This window comes from Brachybacterium sp. sponge (assembly GCF_001613775.1).
In the GTDB taxonomy this organism is placed as follows: Bacteria; Actinomycetota; Actinomycetes; order Actinomycetales; family Dermabacteraceae; genus Brachybacterium; species Brachybacterium conglomeratum.
This window is the reverse complement of sequence record NZ_LRMP01000004.1, coordinates 387167-404872: the sequence shown is the minus strand read 5'-3', so window position 1 is coordinate 404872 and position 17706 is coordinate 387167. Positions and strand designations below refer to the sequence as shown.

The window sequence follows — 17706 nt, the reverse complement described above, 5'->3', positions numbered from 1 at the left end:
CGCTCTTCCCACACCGGGCTCCTCCCGGACCCGCAGGACAACCGCGACAGAACAAGAGGTAAGAACAGTGGCTCTCCCTCCCCTCACCCCTGAGCAGCGGGCCGAGGCCCTGAAGAAGGCCGCCGAGGCACGCCGCGAGCGCGCGGCCATCAAGGCGCGGCTCAAGGACAGCGCCGGCCACCGCGGCGAGGAGATCAAGAAGGTCCTCGCCGAGGCCGAGTCCAACGAGGTCGTCGGCCGTCTCCGCGTCTCCGCCCTGCTCGAGGCCCTGCCCGGCGTCGGCAAGGTCAAGGCCCAGCAGATCATGGAGGAGATCGGCATCTCGCCCTCCCGCAAGATCCGCGGCCTCGGCTCGCACCAGGCGGAGAAGCTCGTCGCCCACTTCTCCGAGTGAGCCCTGATCTTCCCACCGGGGCCGGCGCCGCGACGGCACCGGCCCCGGTCACCGTCCTGGCCGGCCCCACCGCGGTGGGCAAGGGGACCGTCTCCGCGGCGATCCGCGCCCGGTACCCCCAGATCTGGCTGTCCGTCTCCGCGACCACCCGCGCGCCCCGCCCCGGCGAGGTCGACGGCGTGCACTACCGTTTCGTGGGCGAGGAGGAGTTCTCCCGCCTGATCGAGGACGGCCAGATGCTCGAGTGGGCCGTGGTCCACGGCCGCAACAAGTACGGCACCCCGCGCGGCCCCGTCGAGGAGAAGGTCGCCGAGGGCCGCCCCGTGCTGCTCGAGATCGACCTCGCCGGCGCCCGCCAGGTGCGCGAGAGCCTTCCCGAGGCGCGCTTCGTCTTCCTCGCCCCGCCGGACTGGGACACGCTCGTGCAGCGACTCGTGGGCCGCGGCACGGAGGACGAGGAGGAGCGCGAGCGCCGTCTCGCGACCGCCAGGGTCGAGCTCGCCGCGGAGGACGAGTTCGACGTGACCATCGTCAACGACTCGGTGGACCGCGCCGCCGACGAGCTCGCACGCCTGCTCGGCGTGAACGACCTCACCTGACCCCTCTCGCTCCTGCCCTCGCCGCCGCGCGCGGTGTGGCGTATCCTGGAGCGTCGCACGTCGTCACCCAGGAAGGGACATCCGTGGCCGGAACAGTCGCACAGCCCGAAGGCATCACGAACCCCCCGATCGACCGTCTCCTCGAGACCGTCGACTCGAAGTACGCCCTGGTGCTGTACGCCTCCCAGCGCGCCCGCCAGATCAACGCGTACTACTCGCAGCTCTCCGAGGGCCTGCTCGAGTTCGTCGGCCCGCTGGTCGACGTCGAGAACCAGGAGAAGCCGCTCTCGATCGCGCTGCGCGAGATCGACGAGGGACTCCTGACCGTCCGCGAGATCGACGAGGAGGAGTACGCCGCGCAGAACGAGCCGGACCCCGACGCCCCGGCCCCGCTGCTGCTCGGCGACGACGCCCCCGAGGTCCCGCCGACCGACTTCCCCCTCTGATCCCGGCCCTCGCCGGTCGTCGCACGGAGCAGGCATGAGCAGCCAGCCGCGCACGCTCGCCGGAGCCCGCGTCCTCGTGGGCGTCGGCGGCGGGATCGCCGCCTACAAGACCGCGCACCTGGTGCGCGGTCTTGTCGGTGAAGGGGCCGAGGTGCGGGTGGTCCCCACCCCCGCCTCGCTCGAGTTCGTGGGCGGGGCGACCTGGGAGGCGCTCAGCCACCACCCGGTGCTCACCTCCGTCTTCGAGGACGTCGACGAGGTCGCCCACGTGCGGCACGGCCAGCAGGCCGATCTCACCGTCATCGCCCCCGCCACCGCGGACCTGCTGGCGCGGATGCGGATAGGCCGCGCCGACGACATGCTCACCGCCTCCCTGCTGGTGACCCGCGGCCCGGTGGTGGTCGCCCCCGCCATGCACACCGAGATGTGGGAGCACCCCTCCACCCGCGAGAACGTCGCCGTGCTGCGCGAGCGGGGAGTGACCGTGCTCGAGCCCGCCGTCGGCCGCCTGACCGGCCCCGACTCCGGACCGGGCCGCCTGCCCGAGCCCGAGGCGATCCTCGACGCCGCCCGCGCCGCGATCGCCGCGCCGCGCGACGAGCGCGGGGGAGCGCTGCGCGATCTCGTCGGCCGCGAGCTGCTGATCACGGCCGGCGGCACCCGCGAGGAGCTCGACCCCGTCCGCTTCCTCGCCAACCACTCCTCCGGCCGACAGGGCTGGGCCCTCGCCCATGCGGCCCTCGTGCGCGGCGCGCGGGTGCGCCTGGCCGCCGCGAACGTCGCGCTCGAGACCCCGCCCGGCGCGGACCGCCTCGACGTGGGCAGCGCCGCCGAGCTCGCCGAGCTCGTCGCCGCCCAGCTCGGGGAGGTCGACGCGCTCGTCATGGCCGCCGCCGTGGCGGACTTCACCTCCGCCGGCCGCGCCGACCAGAAGATCAAGAAGGACGAGTCCGCCCCGGACTCCGTGCCGACCCTCGCGCTGGCCCGCACCCAGGACATCCTGCGTCACAGCGTCGAGTCCCGCGGCGGGGGCGCGCGCCCCGCGATCGTGGGATTCGCCGCCGAGACCGGCGGGGACGGCGCCGCGGCCCTGGACCTCGCCCGGCAGAAAGCGCGCCGCAAGGGCGCCGACCTGCTGGTCTTCAACGACGTCAGCGCCGGGGTGTTCGGCGCCGCGGACAACGAGGTGCGGATCCTGGACCGCGACGGCGAGGAGGTCGCCCACGCCGCGGGCAGCAAGACCCTCGTCGCCCACGCCGTGCTCGACGAGCTCGTCGGTCGTCTCCCGGAAGTACCCTGATCCCCATGACCACCAGCGAGCTGCGCACCTTCACGTCCGAATCGGTCACCGAGGGGCATCCCGACAAGATCTGCGACCAGATCTCCGACGCGATCCTCGACGACATGCTGAGCCAGGACACCGGCGCCCGCGTCGCCGTGGAGACCATGGTCACCACCGGGCTCGTGCACGTCGCCGGCGAGGTCCGCACGACCGGCTACAGCGACGTCTCCAACATCGTGCGCGACGTGATCCGCGAGATCGGCTACGACTCCTCCGAGAAGGGCTTCGACGCGGACTCCTGCGGCGTCGAGGTCTCGATCGGCGCGCAGTCCCCGGACATCGCCCAGGGGGTGGACACCTCCTTCGAGGCGAGGGGCGACGTCGCGGCCGAGGCCTTCGCGCGTCTCGGCGCCGGCGACCAGGGGCTCATGTTCGGCTACGCCTGCAACGACACGCCCGAGCTGATGCCGCTGCCGATCCACGCCGCGCATCGCCTGACCCAGAACCTCTCCACCGCCCGCCGCGACGGCGTGCTGCCCTACCTCCGCCCCGACGGCAAGACCCAGGTCTCCATCGGCTATGACGAGGACGGCGTGGCCCGCAGCGTCGAGGCCGTCGTCGTCTCCACGCAGCACAGCGAGGAGGTCGACCTCGACGCCCAGCTCGCGCCCGCGATCTCCAAGGTCGTCATCGCCCCGGTCCTCGAGGACCTCGCCGCGCAGGGCCTGGACGTCTCCGAGGTCATCACCCACATCAACCCCTCCGGCCGCTTCGTGCTCGGCGGGCCCAAGGGCGATGCGGGCCTGACCGGCCGCAAGATCATCGTCGACACCTACGGCGGGATGGCCCGCCACGGCGGCGGCGCCTTCTCCGGCAAGGACCCCAGCAAGGTCGACCGCTCCGGGGCCTACGCCATGCGCTGGGTCGCCAAGAACATCGTCGCCGCCGGCCTCGCCGACCGCTGCGAGGTGCAGGTCGCCTACGCGATCGGCGTCGCCGAGCCGGTGGGCCTGTACGTCGAGACCTTCGGCACCGGGAAGGCGCCCGCGCACCGGATCGCCGCCGCCGTGCGCAAGGTCTTCGACCTCCGCCCCGCCGCGCTGATCGAGGCGCTGGACCTGCTGCGCCCGATCTACTCCCTCACCTCCGTGCACGGCCACTTCGGCCGGGAGCTGCCCGAGTTCACCTGGGAGCGCCGCGACCGCGCCGAGGAGCTGGAGCGCGCCCTGTGACCGCCCCCGACACCTCCGGCGTCCCCGGCGAGGACCGCACCGCCCCGATGCTGGACCCCGCCCTCGCCGCCCGGCTCAAGCACGACGGCGCCGGCCTGCTCACCGCCGTCGTGCAGGACGCGAGCGACCTGCGCGTGCTGATGGTCGGCTGGATGGACGACGAGGCGCTGCGGCGCACGCTCACCACGGGCCGGGTGACCTACTGGTCCCGCTCCCGCGGCGAGTACTGGCGCAAGGGCGACACCTCCGGCCACGTCCAGTTCGTGCGCTCCGTCGCGCTGGACTGCGACGGCGACACCCTGCTGGTGCAGGTCGACCAGGTCGGGGCCGCCTGCCACCGCGGCACCGACACCTGCTTCGACGGCGGCGACCTGGATGCCGTCGTGCTGACCGAGAAGGAGCGTGCCCTGTGACCCTCGAGGACGCCCGCCCCGAGGCCTATCCCGAGCGCATCGGCGGCCGGGAGGGCATCGCGCTGGGGGAGATCACTCCGGACCGCGAGACCTTCCGCGAGCTCGCCGCGCGCCAGCGGGTCGTCCCCGTCTCGGTGCGGCTGCTGGCCGACGAGGACACCCCCGTCTCGCTCTACCGGCGCCTCACCGCCGACGGCGGCACCCGCGGCACCTTCCTGCTGGAATCCGCCGGGGAGGGCGAGGCCTCCCGGTACTCGATCATCGGCACCCGCGCCCGTGCGGTGCTCACCGAGCGCGACGGCGCCGCGCACTGGCGCGGCGACGTCCCCGCCGGGGTGCCCACCTCCGGCAGCCCCGTCGAGGCCCTCGCGGCCGTGACCTCCGCGTTCCGCGCCACCCGCCAGCCGCATCTGCCGCCCTTCTCCGGCGGGCTCGTCGGCTACGTCGCCTACGACGCGGTGCGCCACTGGGAGAAGCTGTCCGAGGCCCCGCCGGACGAGATCGGTCTGCCGGACCTCTCGATGCTGCTGGCCCAGGACGTGGTCGTCCACGACGCCCACGACTCGACCGTCGTCCTGGTCGCCAACGCCCTGAACCTCAACGCCACTGACGACGGCGTGGACGCCGCCTACGACGACGCGCTCGCCCGCCTCGAGACGCTCCGTCAACGGCTGCGTACCCCCGCGGTCGGCGGACCGACCGTCTACGACACGGTCAGCGACCTCGAGCCGAAGGCCCGCACCGCCCAGCGCGAGTACGAGGCCGCGGTCCACGAGGCGGTGCGCGACATCATCGACGGGGAGATCTTCCAGGTCGTCCCCTCGCAGCGCTTCTCCCTGCCGATCGCGGCGGACCCGCTGGACGTGTACCGGGTGCTGCGCCGCATGAACCCCAGCCCCTACATGTACCTGCTGCGCACCGAGGACGCCGACGGCGAGCCGATCGACGTGGTCGGCGCGAGCCCCGAGTCGCTCGTGACCGTCCGCGGCACCACCGCGACGACCCACCCGATCGCCGGCTCCCGCCCCCGCGGCGCGAGCCCCGAGGAGGACGAGCGCCTGGCGGCCGAGCTGCTGGCCGACCCGAAGGAGCGCTCCGAGCACCTCATGCTCGTGGACCTCGCGCGCAACGACCTGCAGAAGTTCTGCGCTCCCGGCACCGTGGTGGTGCGGGACTTCATGCACATCGAGCGGTTCAGCCACATCCAGCACATCGTCTCCACCGTCACCGGCACCCTGCGCGAGGACGCCGCGGCCTACGACGCGCTGCGGGCCACCTTCCCGGCGGGCACTCTCTCCGGCGCCCCGAAGCCCTCCGCGATGCGGATCATCGACCGTCTCGAGCCCGTGCGCCGCGGCGTCTACGGCGGGACGGTCGGCTACTTCGACTTCGCCGGCGACATGGACATGGCCATCGCGATCCGCACCGCCGTGATCAAGGACGGCACCGCGCACGTGCAGGCAGGCGGGGGAGTGGTCGCCGACTCCGACGCGACCATGGAGCACCGCGAGACCCAGGCCAAGGCCGCCGCCGCGCTGCGCGCCGCCGCCTCCGCCGACACCCTCCGCCCCGCATGAGCGCCGAGCAGCGACCGCGCCGCACCGGGCCCTCGCGCCGCACCGCCGTGCTCGGCGGCCTCGTCGCCGCGGGCGCCCTGGCCGGCACCACGCGCGCCACCTGGGTGCAGGCCACCGCCCCCGACCTCGCCGGCACCGCGCAGGACGTCGCGGTGGGCGGCGCGGACGCCGCCCCGGCGGTGCTCGCCCTCGCCCTCGCGGGCCTCGCCGCAGCGCTGGCGACCTCGCTCTCGAGCCGCTGGGTGCGCTTCCTCACGGGGCCGGTCCTGATCGCCGCCGGTCTCGGCGCGGGCCTCGCGTCCCTCGCCCCGCTGCGTGACCCCGCCGCGGCCGCCGGCTCCGCCGTCGCCGAGTCCACCGGAGTGGTCGGCGCGGAGGTCGCCGCGGACGCGACCAGCTGGCCGCTGATCGCCCTCGTCCCGGCCCTCGCCGTGATCGCCACCGGTGTGATCGTGCTGATCGCAGGTGGTTCCTGGCCCGTCGGCAGCCGCTACCGCAGCGCCGCCGTCACCACCGCCGCCGACCCCGCCGAGGACCCCGCCGCCGCCTGGGACGCCCTCACCCGCGGCGAGGACCCGAGCCTCGCCGGCCCCGACGAGGACGAGGACGCGCCGCGCGCGGGGACGGACCCCGCAGACGCTCCCGGGGCCGACGGCGCCGGGACGCCCCCGCAGCGCTGACCGCCTCGCGCAGCACGCCGCGGACGATGCCGTCGTCCGACGGCATGACGTGGCACAATGGCCCCGACCGGGACCCAGACTGGAGAAGGATCATGTCGAAGACCTACACCGTGCCGCCGCCGCCCCATCACAACGAGGGGAAGACCGTCGCGGCGTGGACGATGAACATGGGCATCGTGATCGGCTCCGTCCCGATCGCCGCGGGCCTCATCCTCCCCGAGATGACGGTGCTGATCTGGGTCGGCGCCGCGATCGTCGTGCTCGCGATCCTGGCCGGCGTCGTGATGTCCAAGGCCGGGCTCGGCCAGCCCAAGCAGTACGGCCACCCGGTCGCCGAGGCCGTCGCCGTCGCCGAGACCCGTCCCGACGAGGCCCCCGCCGAGGCCGGCGCCCGGTGACCCTCGCGGCGCAGGGGCGGGACGAGCAGCTCGCCACGGGGGGACCCGCGCGCGGTGCGCACCGGCTCCTGCTGCCGCTCGGCATCGTCGGCGCCGCACTGGCGCTCGCGGTCGGGGTGCAGCTGGTCTTCGATCCGTTCCGCACCCATGTGCCGCTGTGCCTGGTCAACCACCTCACGGGCATCGAGTGCCCCGGCTGCGGAGCGCTCCGCGCCGTGCACTCCCTGCTCGCCGGCGACCTGCTGCTGGCCCTGCGCAGCAACCTGCTGATCATCCTCGCGATCCCGCTGACCGCGATCGGCATGGGGGTGTGGGCGCTGCGCCGGGCGCGGGGCCTCACCACCGAGCTGACCCCCTCCCGCACGACGGTGCTCGTGCTCACCGGCGTCGTGCTGGTCTTCACGGTGCTGCGGAACCTCCCCGCCTTCTGGTTCCTGGCACCGATCTCGTACGTCGGCGGCTGAGCCCCGCCTCGCGGGCCGCAGCCTCGTGCGCGGCGCCGCCCCACCCGCTTCAGGAGGACCGAGTGACCACCACCGGAACCGTTCTCGACGACATCATCGTCGGCGTCCGCGAGGATCTCGCCCCCCGGCGTCGCGCCGTGCCGGACGCCGAGATCGAGGCGCGCGCCCGCGCCGCCGCCCCCGCCCTCGACGCCCGCGCGCGGCTGGCCGGCGACGGCACCACCATGGGTCTGATCGCCGAGGTCAAGCGCGCCAGCCCCTCCAAGGGCGCCCTGGCGGAGATCCCCGAGCCGGCCGAGCTCGCCGGCACCTACGCCGACTCTGGAGCCTCCGCGATCAGCGTCCTGACCGAGCAGCGCCGGTTCCGCGGCTCCCTCGCCGACCTCGACGCCGTCCGCGAGCGGGTCGACGTGCCGGTGCTGCGCAAGGATTTCGTCGTCGAGCCGTACCAGGTGCACGAGGCACGCGCCCACGGGGCGGACATCGTGCTGCTGATCGTCGCCGCGCTCGAGGACGGTCCGCTGCAGGAGCTGTACGCTCTCACCGGCGAGCTGGGCATGCAGGCGCTGGTCGAAACCCATACGGAGGAGGAGCTCGAGCGGGCCCTCGCCCTGGACCCGCAGCTCCTCGGCGTCAACGCCCGCAACCTCAAGGACCTCACCGTCGACCTGGACCGTGCCGCGGCCCTGCTGCGCCGCATCCCCGCCGGACCCCTCGCCATCGGCGAGTCCGCGGTCGCCGCCCGCGCCGACGTCGAGGCCTACGCCGCCGCCGGCGCGGACGCCGTCCTGGTCGGTGAGGCCCTGGTGACCTCCGGGGACCCCGCCGACGCCGTCTCCTCGTTCCGCAGCGTCGCCCGCCGCGGCCGCCCCCTCCCGGAAGGAGCCCAGGCATGAGCACCCCCGACCCCGTGCTGCCCGACCTCACCCGACCCTCGACGGCGCTGCGCTCCGAGGCCGGGCCCTACTTCGGCGACTTCGGCGGGCGCTTCCTGCCCGAGGCGCTCGTGCCCGCCCTCGACGAGCTCACCGAGACCTACGAGAAGGCGATCGTCGACCCCGAGTTCAGCAGCGAGCTGCGGCGACTGGCCGCCGAGTACACCGGGCGCCCCTCGCTGCTGTCCGAGGCGCCGCGCTTCTCGGCCCTCGCCGGCGGCGCGCGGATCCTCCTCAAGCGCGAGGACCTCAACCACACCGGCTCGCACAAGATCAACAACGTGCTCGGCCAGGCGCTGCTGACCCGACGCATGGGCAAGACCCGCGTGATCGCCGAGACCGGCGCGGGCCAGCACGGCGTCGCCACCGCGACCGCCGCGGCCCTGTTCGGGCTCGACTGCACTATCTACATGGGCGCCGAGGACACCGAGCGCCAGGCCCTCAACGTCGCCCGCATGCGCCTGCTCGGCGCCGAGGTGGTCGCCGTCGAGCAGGGCTCCCGCACCCTCAAGGACGCCATCAACGAGGCCTTCCGCGACTGGGTCGCGAACGTGGAGACCACCCACTACCTGCTGGGCACCGTCGCGGGACCCCACCCGTTCCCCGCCATGGTGCGCGACTTCCACCGCATCATCGGCGAGGAGGCCCGCGCCCAGACCCTCGAGCGCGTGGGCCGCCTGCCCGACGCGGTCGTCGCCTGCGTCGGCGGCGGCTCCAACGCGATGGGCATCTTCCACGCCTTCCTCGACGACACCGATCCGCTCGTGCGCCTCGTCGGATGCGAGGCCGGCGGCGACGGCGTCGCGTCCGGCCGTCACTCGGCGACCATCAGCGGCGGCTCCGCCGGGGTGCTCCACGGCGCGCGCAGCTTCGTCATGCAGGACGAGGACGGCCAGACCATCCCCTCCCACTCCGTCTCCGCCGGGCTGGACTACCCCAGCGTCGGCCCCGAGCACGCCTGGCTCGCGGACATCGGCCGCGCCGAGTACCGCGCGATCGACGACGGCCCCGCCATGGAGGCCTTCGCGCTGCTGTCCATGACCGAGGGCATCATGCCCGCGATCGAGTCCGCCCACGCCCTCGCCGGCGCGCTCGAGCTGGGACGCGAGCTCGGCGAGGACGCCGTGATCCTGGTGAGCCTCTCCGGCCGAGGGGACAAGGACGTGGACACCGCCTCGCGCTGGTTCGGGCTGGTGGGCGACGATCCCGCGCGCGCCGACCTCGCCGCCATGCGCAATCTCGCCCGCACCGCCGCACCCGTCGCCCAGGAGGAGGCCCGATGACCGCCGCCGACACCCCCCGCCTGCGCGCCGGCGACGCCCTGGACCGCGCCCGCGCCGAGGACCGCGCCGCGCTCATCGGCTACCTGCCCGTCGGATATCCCGACCTCGACCGCTCGATCGAGGCCGCGAAGGTGCTCATCGACCACGGCGCGGACATGATCGAGCTGGGCCTGCCCTACTCCGACCCCGTCATGGACGGGGCCGTGATCCAGCAGGCCGCCTCGGCCGCGCTCGAGCGCGGCACCCGCACCCGGCACGTCCTGGAGGCCGTCGAGCAGCTCTCCGGCCGCGGCGCCGCGATCCTGGTGATGAGCTACTGGAACCCGGTGCTCGCCTACGGGCCCGACGCCTTCGCCCGCGACCTCGCCGCCGCCGGCGGCGCCGGGCTGATCACACCCGACCTCATCCCCGACGAGGGCGCCGACTGGATCGCCGCCTCCGAGGAGCACGGCGTGGACCGTGTGTTCCTCGTCGCACCGAGCTCCCCGCGGGACCGGCTCGAGCATGTGGTCTCGCACACGCGCGGATTCGTGTACGCGGCGAGCACCATGGGCGTCACCGGCACCCGGGCCAGCGTCTCCACCGCCACCGAGGGCCTCGTCGAGCGCACCCGGGCGGCCGGGGCGAGGAACGTCTGCGTGGGACTGGGCGTCTCGAACGGTGAGCAGGCCGCGCAGGTCGGCGCGTACGCTGATGGAGTGATCGTCGGCTCCGCCTTCGTGCGCGCCCTGATCGAGCACGAGGGCGACGACGCGGCGGCCCGCACGGCCCTCGCGGCCGTCGCGGCGGATCTCCGCGGCGGCGTCGAGCGCGCCCGCACCTGACCAGCCCCGCAGGACCGACAGCCGAGAGGAGAGCACGCGATGATCCCGAGCCCCAGCATCTCCGCCCTCTCCCTCGGCCCCCTCACGATCCACTTCTACGCCCTGTGCATCCTCGCCGGCATCGGCGTGGCGCTGTGGTGGGCGACGAAGCGGTGGGAGGCCCGCGGCGGCGACGGCGACACCCTCTTCGACATCGTCTTCGTCGCGGTGATCGCCGGGATCATCGGCTCGCGCGTCTGGCACGTCCTGACCTCCCCGGCGCCCTTCTTCGGCCCCGGGGGCGACCCGCTCTCGGTGCTGTACATCTGGCAGGGCGGGCTCGCGATCTACGGCGGCGTCGCCGGCGGTGCCCTCGCGGTGTGGATCATGGCCCGGCTCAAGGGCGTCTCCTTCACCGCGCTGGCCGACACCATCGCCCCCACCATCATGCTCGCCCAGGTGCTGGGCCGCTTCGGCAACTGGTTCAACCAGGAGCTGTACGGCCCGCCGCTGGACGCCTGGTGGGCATGGGACGTGACCTGCGAGACGAACGGGGCCACGATCGCCGGCTGCGTGCCGGGCACCTACCACCCCACCTTCCTGTACGAGCAGCTGTGGAACCTCGCCGGCCTCGCCGTGCTCCTGCTGCTCAGCCGCCGCTTCCAGTGGGCGGGCGGCCGCGTGTTCTGGGCCTACGTCGCGATCTACTCCAGCGGCCGCGCCTGGATCGACGCGATCCGCTCCGAGCCCGTGCTGATGGTGGGCCCGCTGCGCATCCACACCCTCGTCGCCCTGCTCATGGTGCTCGTGGGGGTGGGGATGTTCGTGCTGCTCACCCTGCGCAAGCGGAAGCGCGGGGGAGAGGTCGTCGCCGCCGACGGCTCCTTCAGCCTGCCCGCCCAGACCGAGGGCAACGGCCCCGACGAGGACGAGGTCGAGAAGTCGGGCACGCCTCCCTCTCCCGGCCCCGCTCCCTCACCCGGCCCCTAGGGCCCCTCCTCCAGCGGCGCGAAGCGCGCGGAGGGCGGCCCGGGGCCCGGGCGCTCGTCGGATCCTCGACGGGCTCGTCACCGGCCGCCGCTCCAGAAGGGCTCCCGCGTCATGCTCCCCCTCACCTCCCGCTTCTCGTCCCTCCCTGCCGCCCAGGGCCTCTACCGGCCGGACAGCGAGGTCGACTCCTGCGGCGTCGCGATGATCGCGACGCTCCGCGGCACCCCCCAGCACCGCATCGTCCAGCACGCCCTCGAGGCACTGCGCAACCTCGATCACCGCGGCGCGGTCGGCGCCGAGGAGAACACCGGTGACGGCACCGGGATCATGATCCAGCTGCCCGACGCCTTCCTCCGTGAGGTCAGCGGCCTGGACCTGCCGCCGCTGGGGCAGTACGCCGCCGGCATCGCCTTCGTGCCCCGCGAGGCCGACGGCCGCGCCGCCGTGCTCGAGACCCTCGAGCGCGTCGCCGCCGAGGAGGGCCTGCGTCTGCTCGGCACCCGCGAGGTGCCCGTGACCGACGGGCTCGTCGGCCCCTCGGCCGAGAAGGTCCGCCCCGACTTCGTGCAGGTCTTCCTCGCCGACGCCCGCGCCGAGCGCACCGGCCTCGAGCTCGAGCGGGCCGTCTTCGCCACCCGCCGCCGCGTCGAGCACGCCACCGAGGGCTACTTCCCCTCCCTCTCGACCCGCGTGATGGTGTACAAGGGGATGCTCACCCCCGTCCAGCTCGACGAGTTCTACCCCGATCTGCGCGATCCCCGCTTCGCCTCCGCCCTCGCGATCGTCCACTCGCGCTTCTCGACCAACACCTTCCCCGCCTGGCCGCTCGCCCACCCCTTCCGCACCCTCGCGCACAACGGCGAGATCAACACGGTGATCGGCAACCGCAACCGTGTCCGGGCGGCCGAGGGGTCGATGGCCACGGACGCCTTCGGCGAGGACTTCTCCCGCCTGCTGCCGATCACCACGCCCGGCGGCTCGGACTCCGCGGGCCTCGACGAGGTCGCCGAGCTGCTGCACCTCTCGGGCCGCTCCCTGCCCCACGCGCTGATGATGCTGGTGCCCGAGCCCTGGGAGAACGACGAGTCGATGGACCCGGACCTGCGGGCCTTCTACGAGTTCCATGCCGCGCTCCAGGAGCCCTGGGACGGCCCCGCGGCCGTCGTCTTCTCCGACGGCACGCAGGTCGGCGCGCGCCTGGACCGCAACGGCCTGCGTCCGCTGCGCTACTGGGTGATGGAGGACGACCTGGTGATCCTCGGGTCCGAGACGGGGCTCGTGGACGTCCCCCGCTCCGAGGTGGTGCGCACCGGCCGCATCGCGCCGGGAGAGATCTTCCTGCTCGATCTCGAGGCGGGCGAGATCGTGCCCAGCGACGAGCTCAAGCACGAGATCGCCACCGCCCGCCCCTACGCCACCTGGGTGAAGGAGCAGAAGGTCGCGCTCGGTGACCTGCCCCGGCGCGAGCACATCACCCACTCCCGCTCCTCCGTGCTGCGCCGCCAGCAGACCTTCGGGTACACGGAGGAGGAGCTGCGGGTGCTGCTCGCCCCGATGGCCGCCAAGGGCGCCGAGCCGCTCGGCGCCATGGGCACCGACACCCCCATCGCGGTGCTCTCTGACCGTCCCCGGCTGCTGTTCGACTACTTCACGCAGATGTTCGCGCAGGTCACCAACCCGCCGCTGGACTCGCTGCGCGAGGAGATCGTCACCTCGCTCGGGGTGAGCATCGGCCGGTCCCGGAACCTCCTGGACGCGACCCCGCAGCACGCCCGGCAGCTGTCGCTGGATGCTCCGGTGCTGGACAGCGACCAGCTCGCGCAGCTGCTCGCGGTCGACGCCCACCCCGCCACGGCCGACTTCCACACCGTGCGGCTGCGCGGCCTCTACCCGGTCGCCGGCGGCACCGCCGCGCTGCGCGCACGGCTCGAGGAGATCTGCGAGGAGGCCGTCGCCGCGATCGACGACGGCGCGACCTTCCTGGTCCTCTCCGACCGCGACACCAACCAGGTCCTCGCCCCGATCCCCTCGCTGCTGATGACCAGCGCCGTCCAGCACCACCTGGTGCGCACAGGCCGACGCACCTCCGCCGCGCTCGTGGTCGAGGCCGGGGACGTGCGCGAGGTGCACCATGCGGCGCTGCTCATCGGCTACGGCGCCAGCGCGGTCACCCCCTATCTCGCGATGGAGAGCGTCGAGGAGCTCGTCGAGCGCGGGGTGGTCAGCGACCTCAGCCCCGAGCAGGCCGTCGCGAACCTCGCAAAGTCGCTGTCCAAGGGTGTCCTGAAGATCATGTCCAAGATGGGCATCTCCACGGTCGCCTCCTACCGCGGCGCCCAGATCTTCGAGGCCGTGGGCCTCAGCCAGGAGCTGGTGGACACCTGGTTCCCCGGCACCATCAGCCGCATCGGCGGCATCGACCTCGAGGTCATCGCCCAGGAGATCGCCGCCCGCCACGCCCTGGCCCATCCGGTCGACGGCGTGCACCCGCCCCACCGCGGCCTGCCCGTCGGCGGCGAGTACCAGTGGCGCCGCGAGGGCGAGCCGCACCTGTTCACCCCCGAGTCGGTGTTCCGCCTGCAGCACTCCACCCGCGCGAGGAGGTACGACGAGTTCCGCGCCTACACCGACGCGGTCGACGAGCAGCACGAGCGGCTGCTGACGATCCGCGGGCTGCTGCGCCTGCGCACCGACGACTCGCCCGCGATCCCGCTGGAGGAGGTCGAGCCGGTCGAGTCGATCACGCGACGCTTCATGACCGGTGCGATGAGCTACGGCTCCATCTCCCAGGAGGCCCACGAGACCCTCGCGATCGCCATGAACCGCCTGGGCGGCATGTCCAACAGCGGCGAGGGCGGCGAGGACCCCGAGCGCCTGCACGACCCCGAGCGGCGCAGCGCCATCAAGCAGATCGCCTCCGGCCGATTCGGCGTGACCAGCGAGTACCTGACCTTCGCACGCGACATCCAGATCAAGATGGCGCAGGGCGCGAAGCCCGGCGAGGGCGGACAGCTCCCGCCCGAGAAGGTCTACCCCTGGATCGCCCGGACCCGCCACTCGACCCCCGGCATCGGACTGATCTCCCCGCCCCCGCACCACGACATCTACTCGATCGAGGACCTCGCCCAGCTGATCCACGACGCGAAGAGCGCGAACCCGGCCGCGCGCGTGCACGTCAAGCTCGTCTCCCGCTTCGGGGTCGGCACGGTCGCCACCGGCGTGTCGAAGGCCCATGCGGACGTCGTCCTCATCTCCGGGCACGACGGCGGCACCGGCGCGAGCCCGCTGAACTCCCTCAAGCACGCCGGCACCCCCTGGGAGCTCGGCCTCGCCGAGACCCAGCAGACCCTGCTGCTGAACGGGCTGCGCGACCGCATCACCGTCCAGGTCGACGGGCAGATGAAGACGGGCCGCGACGTGGTGATCGCGGCGCTGCTCGGGGCCGAGGAGTACGGCTTCGCCTCCGCGCCGCTGGTCGTCACCGGCTGCGTCATGATGCGCGTCTGCCACCTGGACACCTGCCCCGTCGGCGTCGCCACCCAGAACCCCGAGCTGCGCGCCCGCTACGCGGGCCGGGCCGAGCACGTGGTGACCTTCTTCCAGTTCGTCGCCGAGCAGGTGCGCGAGCACCTCGCCGCGCTCGGGCTGCGCTCCCTGGACGAGGCGATCGGGCGCACCGACCTCCTCGCCCTGCGCGAGGACCAGCGGGCGCTCACCGTGCTCGGCGAGGCGAAGCGCGAGGGCCTCGACCTCGCCGCCGTGCTCGCCGCGCCCGAGATCCACCCCGGCGACTTCCCGCGCCGCCGCCGCGGCCAGGACCACGCCCTCGAGAAGGCCCCTGACCATCCCTGGATCGCCGCGGCCGAGGAGGTGATCGACGCCCGCGCGGGCACGGTCCGGATCCCCGGGCAGGTGCGGAACATCGACCGCAGCGCGGGCACCCTGCTCGGCCACGAGGTCACCCGCCGCACCGACGGCGCGGGCCTTCCCGACGACGCGATCGTGCTCGAGCTGACCGGCACCGGCGGACAGTCCTTCGGGGCGTTCCTCCCGCGCGGCGTGAGCATGCACCTCACCGGCGACGCGAACGACTACGTCGGCAAGGGGCTCTCGGGCGGCGTGATCGCCGTCGGCCACGGCGTCGGCACCGGGCCCTCGCTGACCTCCGCCCCGATCGCGGGCAACACCTGCGCCTACGGCGCCACCAGCGGCCGCCTGCTGCTCGCGGGCGCCGCGGGGGAGCGGTTCGGGGTGCGCAACTCCGGCGCGACCCTGGTGGTCGAGGGGATCGGCGACCACGGCGCCGAGTACATGACCGGCGGCGCCGTGATCGTGCTCGGCCCGACCGGCCGCAACCTCGGCGCCGGCATGAGCGGCGGCACCCTGTTCGTCCTGGACCTGGACCCCTCCTGCCTGAACCCCGCCGACGCCCGGGGCTTCTCCGTCGCCCCCGTGCGCGAGGAGCACCGCGGCTTCGTGCTCGAGGCGCTGCGCGACCACCTGGCCCGCACCGGCTCCGACCGGGCGGCCGCGCTGCTGGCCGACGAGGAGGAGCTGATGGGGCGCCTCACCGAGATCGCGCCCCGCGCCTTCCTCACCATCACCGCGATCCGGGACGACGCGGTGGCCCAGGGGCTCGACCCCGATGCGAACGATGTCTGGAACGAGATCATGGAGGCCACCCATGGCTGATCCCCGAGGATTCCTGCGCACCCGCGACCGCGAGCTGCCCGCCCGCCGCCCGGTCCCGGTGCGGCTGATGGACTGGCGCGAGGTCTACGAGGCCCGCGAGAAGGGCACCCTCTCGGTGGTCTCCCGCCAGGCCGGGCGCTGCATGAACTGCGGCATCCCCTTCTGCCACCAGGGCTGCCCGCTGGGCAACCTGATCCCGGAGTGGAACGACCTGGTCTACCGCGACGACTGGGAGGAGGCCGCCGAGCGCCTCCACGCGACCAACAACTTCCCCGAGTTCACCGGCCGCGCCTGCCCCGCCCCCTGCGAGTCCAGCTGCGTGCTGGGCATCAACCAGCCGCCGGTGACGATCAAGAACGTCGAGGTCTCGATCATCGACCGTGCGTTCGAGGAGGGCTGGGTGCGCCCGGTCCCCGCGACCCGGCACACCGGCCGCTCCGTCGCGGTCGTCGGCTCCGGCCCGGCGGGCCTCGCCGCCGCCCAGCAGCTCACCCGCGCCGGCCACGCCGTGGTCGTGCTCGAGAAGGACGACCGCCTCGGCGGTCTGCTGCGCTACGGCATCCCCGAGTTCAAGCTCGAGAAGCGGCACGTCGACCGTCGCCTCGCCCAGATGCGCGAGGAGGGGACCCGCTTCCGCACCGGCGTCGACGTCGGCGGGACCGGCGAGGGCGCGCTGTCCGTCGAGGAGCTGCGCTCCCGCTTCGACGCGGTCGTGCTCGCGACCGGCGCGAGCGTCCCGCGCGAGCTGGCCGTCCCCGGCCGGGAGGCCGCCGGGATCCACCCCGCCATGGACTACCTCACCCAGGCGAACCGCCTCGTCGAGGGCGACTGGCTGGGGGAGCGGATCTCCGCCGAGGGCAAGGACGTGGTGATCATCGGCGGCGGCGACACCGGGGCCGACTGCCTCGGCACCGCGCTGCGCCAGGGCGCCCGCTCGGTGACGACCCTCGCCATCGGCACCCAGCCGCCCAGCGAGCGGGACGAGTCCCAGCCCTGGCCCACCCACCCGGTGCTCTTCGAGGTCTCCACCGCCCACGAGGAGGGCGGCGCACGCTCCTATCTCGCCTCCACCACCGGCTTCGAGGTCGACGCGGACGGCGCCGTGACGGGCCTGCGCGTGGCCCGGACGCAGTTCGTCGACGGTCGCCGCACCCCCACCCCCGGCACCGAGACCGTGCTCCCCGCCACCCTGGTCCTGATCGCGATGGGCTTCACCGGCGCGAAGGAGCAGGGGCTGATCGAGCAGCTCGGTGTGGAGATGACCTCACGCGGCACCGTCGTGCACGACGGCTCCTGGGCCACCTCGGCGCCCGGCGTCTTCACCGCGGGCGACTGCGCCCGAGGCCAGAGCCTGATCGTGTGGGCGATCGCGGAGGGCCGCTCCTGCGCGGCGGCGGTCGACGAGCACCTGATGGGCACCAGTTCCCTCCCGCGCCCCGTGCGCCCCGGCGAGAAGCCTGTCACAGTGTGAAAGACTAGGCGGAGTACACGCGACGCCGCGGCCCTGTCACGGCGCTC

General features: G+C 73.7%; 16 protein-coding genes. All 16 read left to right on the top strand.

Features of this window, described 5'->3' with window-relative positions:
• Window positions 1-67 precede the first annotated feature (67 nt).
• The 16 genes from mihF to A4A78_RS16280 all read left to right on the top strand — a co-directional run bounded on the left by mihF (window position 68) and on the right by A4A78_RS16280 (window position 17659).
• On the top strand, window positions 68-394 hold the full coding sequence (gene mihF / locus A4A78_RS16355) for an integration host factor, actinobacterial type (RefSeq protein WP_062951048.1): 327 nt from the start codon (window positions 68-70) through the stop codon (window positions 392-394).
• Entirely contained in the window at window positions 391-993 is a 603-nt protein-coding gene (gene gmk, locus A4A78_RS16350; RefSeq protein ID WP_010550655.1) for a guanylate kinase, read from the top strand. The genes mihF and gmk overlap by 4 nt, the downstream gene beginning before the upstream one ends.
• An 83-nt stretch (window positions 994-1076) precedes the next feature.
• The gene (rpoZ, locus tag A4A78_RS16345; protein ID WP_062951047.1) at window positions 1077-1439 is read left to right on the top strand and encodes a DNA-directed RNA polymerase subunit omega; all 363 of its coding nucleotides are present in this window, start codon (window positions 1077-1079) and stop codon (window positions 1437-1439) included.
• A gap of 34 nt (window positions 1440-1473) precedes the next feature.
• Entirely contained in the window at window positions 1474-2739 is a 1266-nt protein-coding gene (gene coaBC, locus A4A78_RS16340) for a bifunctional phosphopantothenoylcysteine decarboxylase/phosphopantothenate--cysteine ligase CoaBC (protein ID WP_062951046.1), read from the top strand.
• 5 nt (window positions 2740-2744) lie between these two features.
• Complete coding sequence (gene metK / locus A4A78_RS16335) at window positions 2745-3953, top strand: methionine adenosyltransferase (protein ID WP_062951045.1); 1209 nt, start codon at window positions 2745-2747, stop codon at window positions 3951-3953.
• Window positions 3954-4000: 47 nt separating this feature from the next.
• A complete protein-coding gene (gene hisI, locus A4A78_RS16330) occupies window positions 4001-4366 on the top strand; it encodes a phosphoribosyl-AMP cyclohydrolase (protein ID WP_062951323.1) in 366 nt (121 codons plus the stop codon).
• Entirely contained in the window at window positions 4363-5943 is a 1581-nt protein-coding gene (locus A4A78_RS16325) for an anthranilate synthase component I (protein WP_231881078.1), read from the top strand. The genes hisI and A4A78_RS16325 overlap by 4 nt, the downstream gene beginning before the upstream one ends.
• Window positions 5940-6623 (top strand): Trp biosynthesis-associated membrane protein, encoded by a 684-nt coding sequence (locus A4A78_RS16320; protein ID WP_062951043.1) that lies wholly within the window; start codon window positions 5940-5942, stop codon window positions 6621-6623. The genes A4A78_RS16325 and A4A78_RS16320 overlap by 4 nt, the downstream gene beginning before the upstream one ends.
• A 92-nt stretch (window positions 6624-6715) precedes the next feature.
• Window positions 6716-7021 (top strand): HGxxPAAW family protein, encoded by a 306-nt coding sequence (locus tag A4A78_RS16315; RefSeq protein WP_062951042.1) that lies wholly within the window; start codon window positions 6716-6718, stop codon window positions 7019-7021.
• Window positions 7018-7485: a DUF2752 domain-containing protein gene (locus A4A78_RS16310; protein WP_062951041.1), complete on the top strand. Its 468-nt coding sequence runs from the start codon at window positions 7018-7020 to the stop codon at window positions 7483-7485. Before A4A78_RS16315 ends, A4A78_RS16310 begins: the two co-directional genes overlap by 4 nt.
• A 62-nt stretch (window positions 7486-7547) precedes the next feature.
• Entirely contained in the window at window positions 7548-8381 is an 834-nt protein-coding gene (trpC, locus tag A4A78_RS16305) for an indole-3-glycerol phosphate synthase TrpC (RefSeq protein ID WP_062951040.1), read from the top strand.
• Window positions 8378-9703: a tryptophan synthase subunit beta gene (gene trpB / locus A4A78_RS16300; protein ID WP_062951039.1), complete on the top strand. Its 1326-nt coding sequence runs from the start codon at window positions 8378-8380 to the stop codon at window positions 9701-9703. Before trpC ends, trpB begins: the two co-directional genes overlap by 4 nt.
• Complete coding sequence (gene trpA, locus A4A78_RS16295; protein ID WP_062951038.1) at window positions 9700-10527, top strand: tryptophan synthase subunit alpha; 828 nt, start codon at window positions 9700-9702, stop codon at window positions 10525-10527. The genes trpB and trpA overlap by 4 nt, the downstream gene beginning before the upstream one ends.
• Before the next feature lie 39 nt (window positions 10528-10566).
• Window positions 10567-11496: a prolipoprotein diacylglyceryl transferase gene (lgt, locus tag A4A78_RS16290; protein ID WP_062951037.1), complete on the top strand. Its 930-nt coding sequence runs from the start codon at window positions 10567-10569 to the stop codon at window positions 11494-11496.
• Window positions 11497-11607: 111 nt separating this feature from the next.
• Window positions 11608-16188: a glutamate synthase large subunit gene (gene gltB, locus A4A78_RS16285; protein ID WP_062951036.1), complete on the top strand. Its 4581-nt coding sequence runs from the start codon at window positions 11608-11610 to the stop codon at window positions 16186-16188.
• On the top strand, window positions 16181-17659 hold the full coding sequence (locus tag A4A78_RS16280) for a glutamate synthase subunit beta (protein ID WP_062951035.1): 1479 nt from the start codon (window positions 16181-16183) through the stop codon (window positions 17657-17659). The genes gltB and A4A78_RS16280 overlap by 8 nt, the downstream gene beginning before the upstream one ends.
• Window positions 17660-17706: the final 47 nt, after the last annotated feature.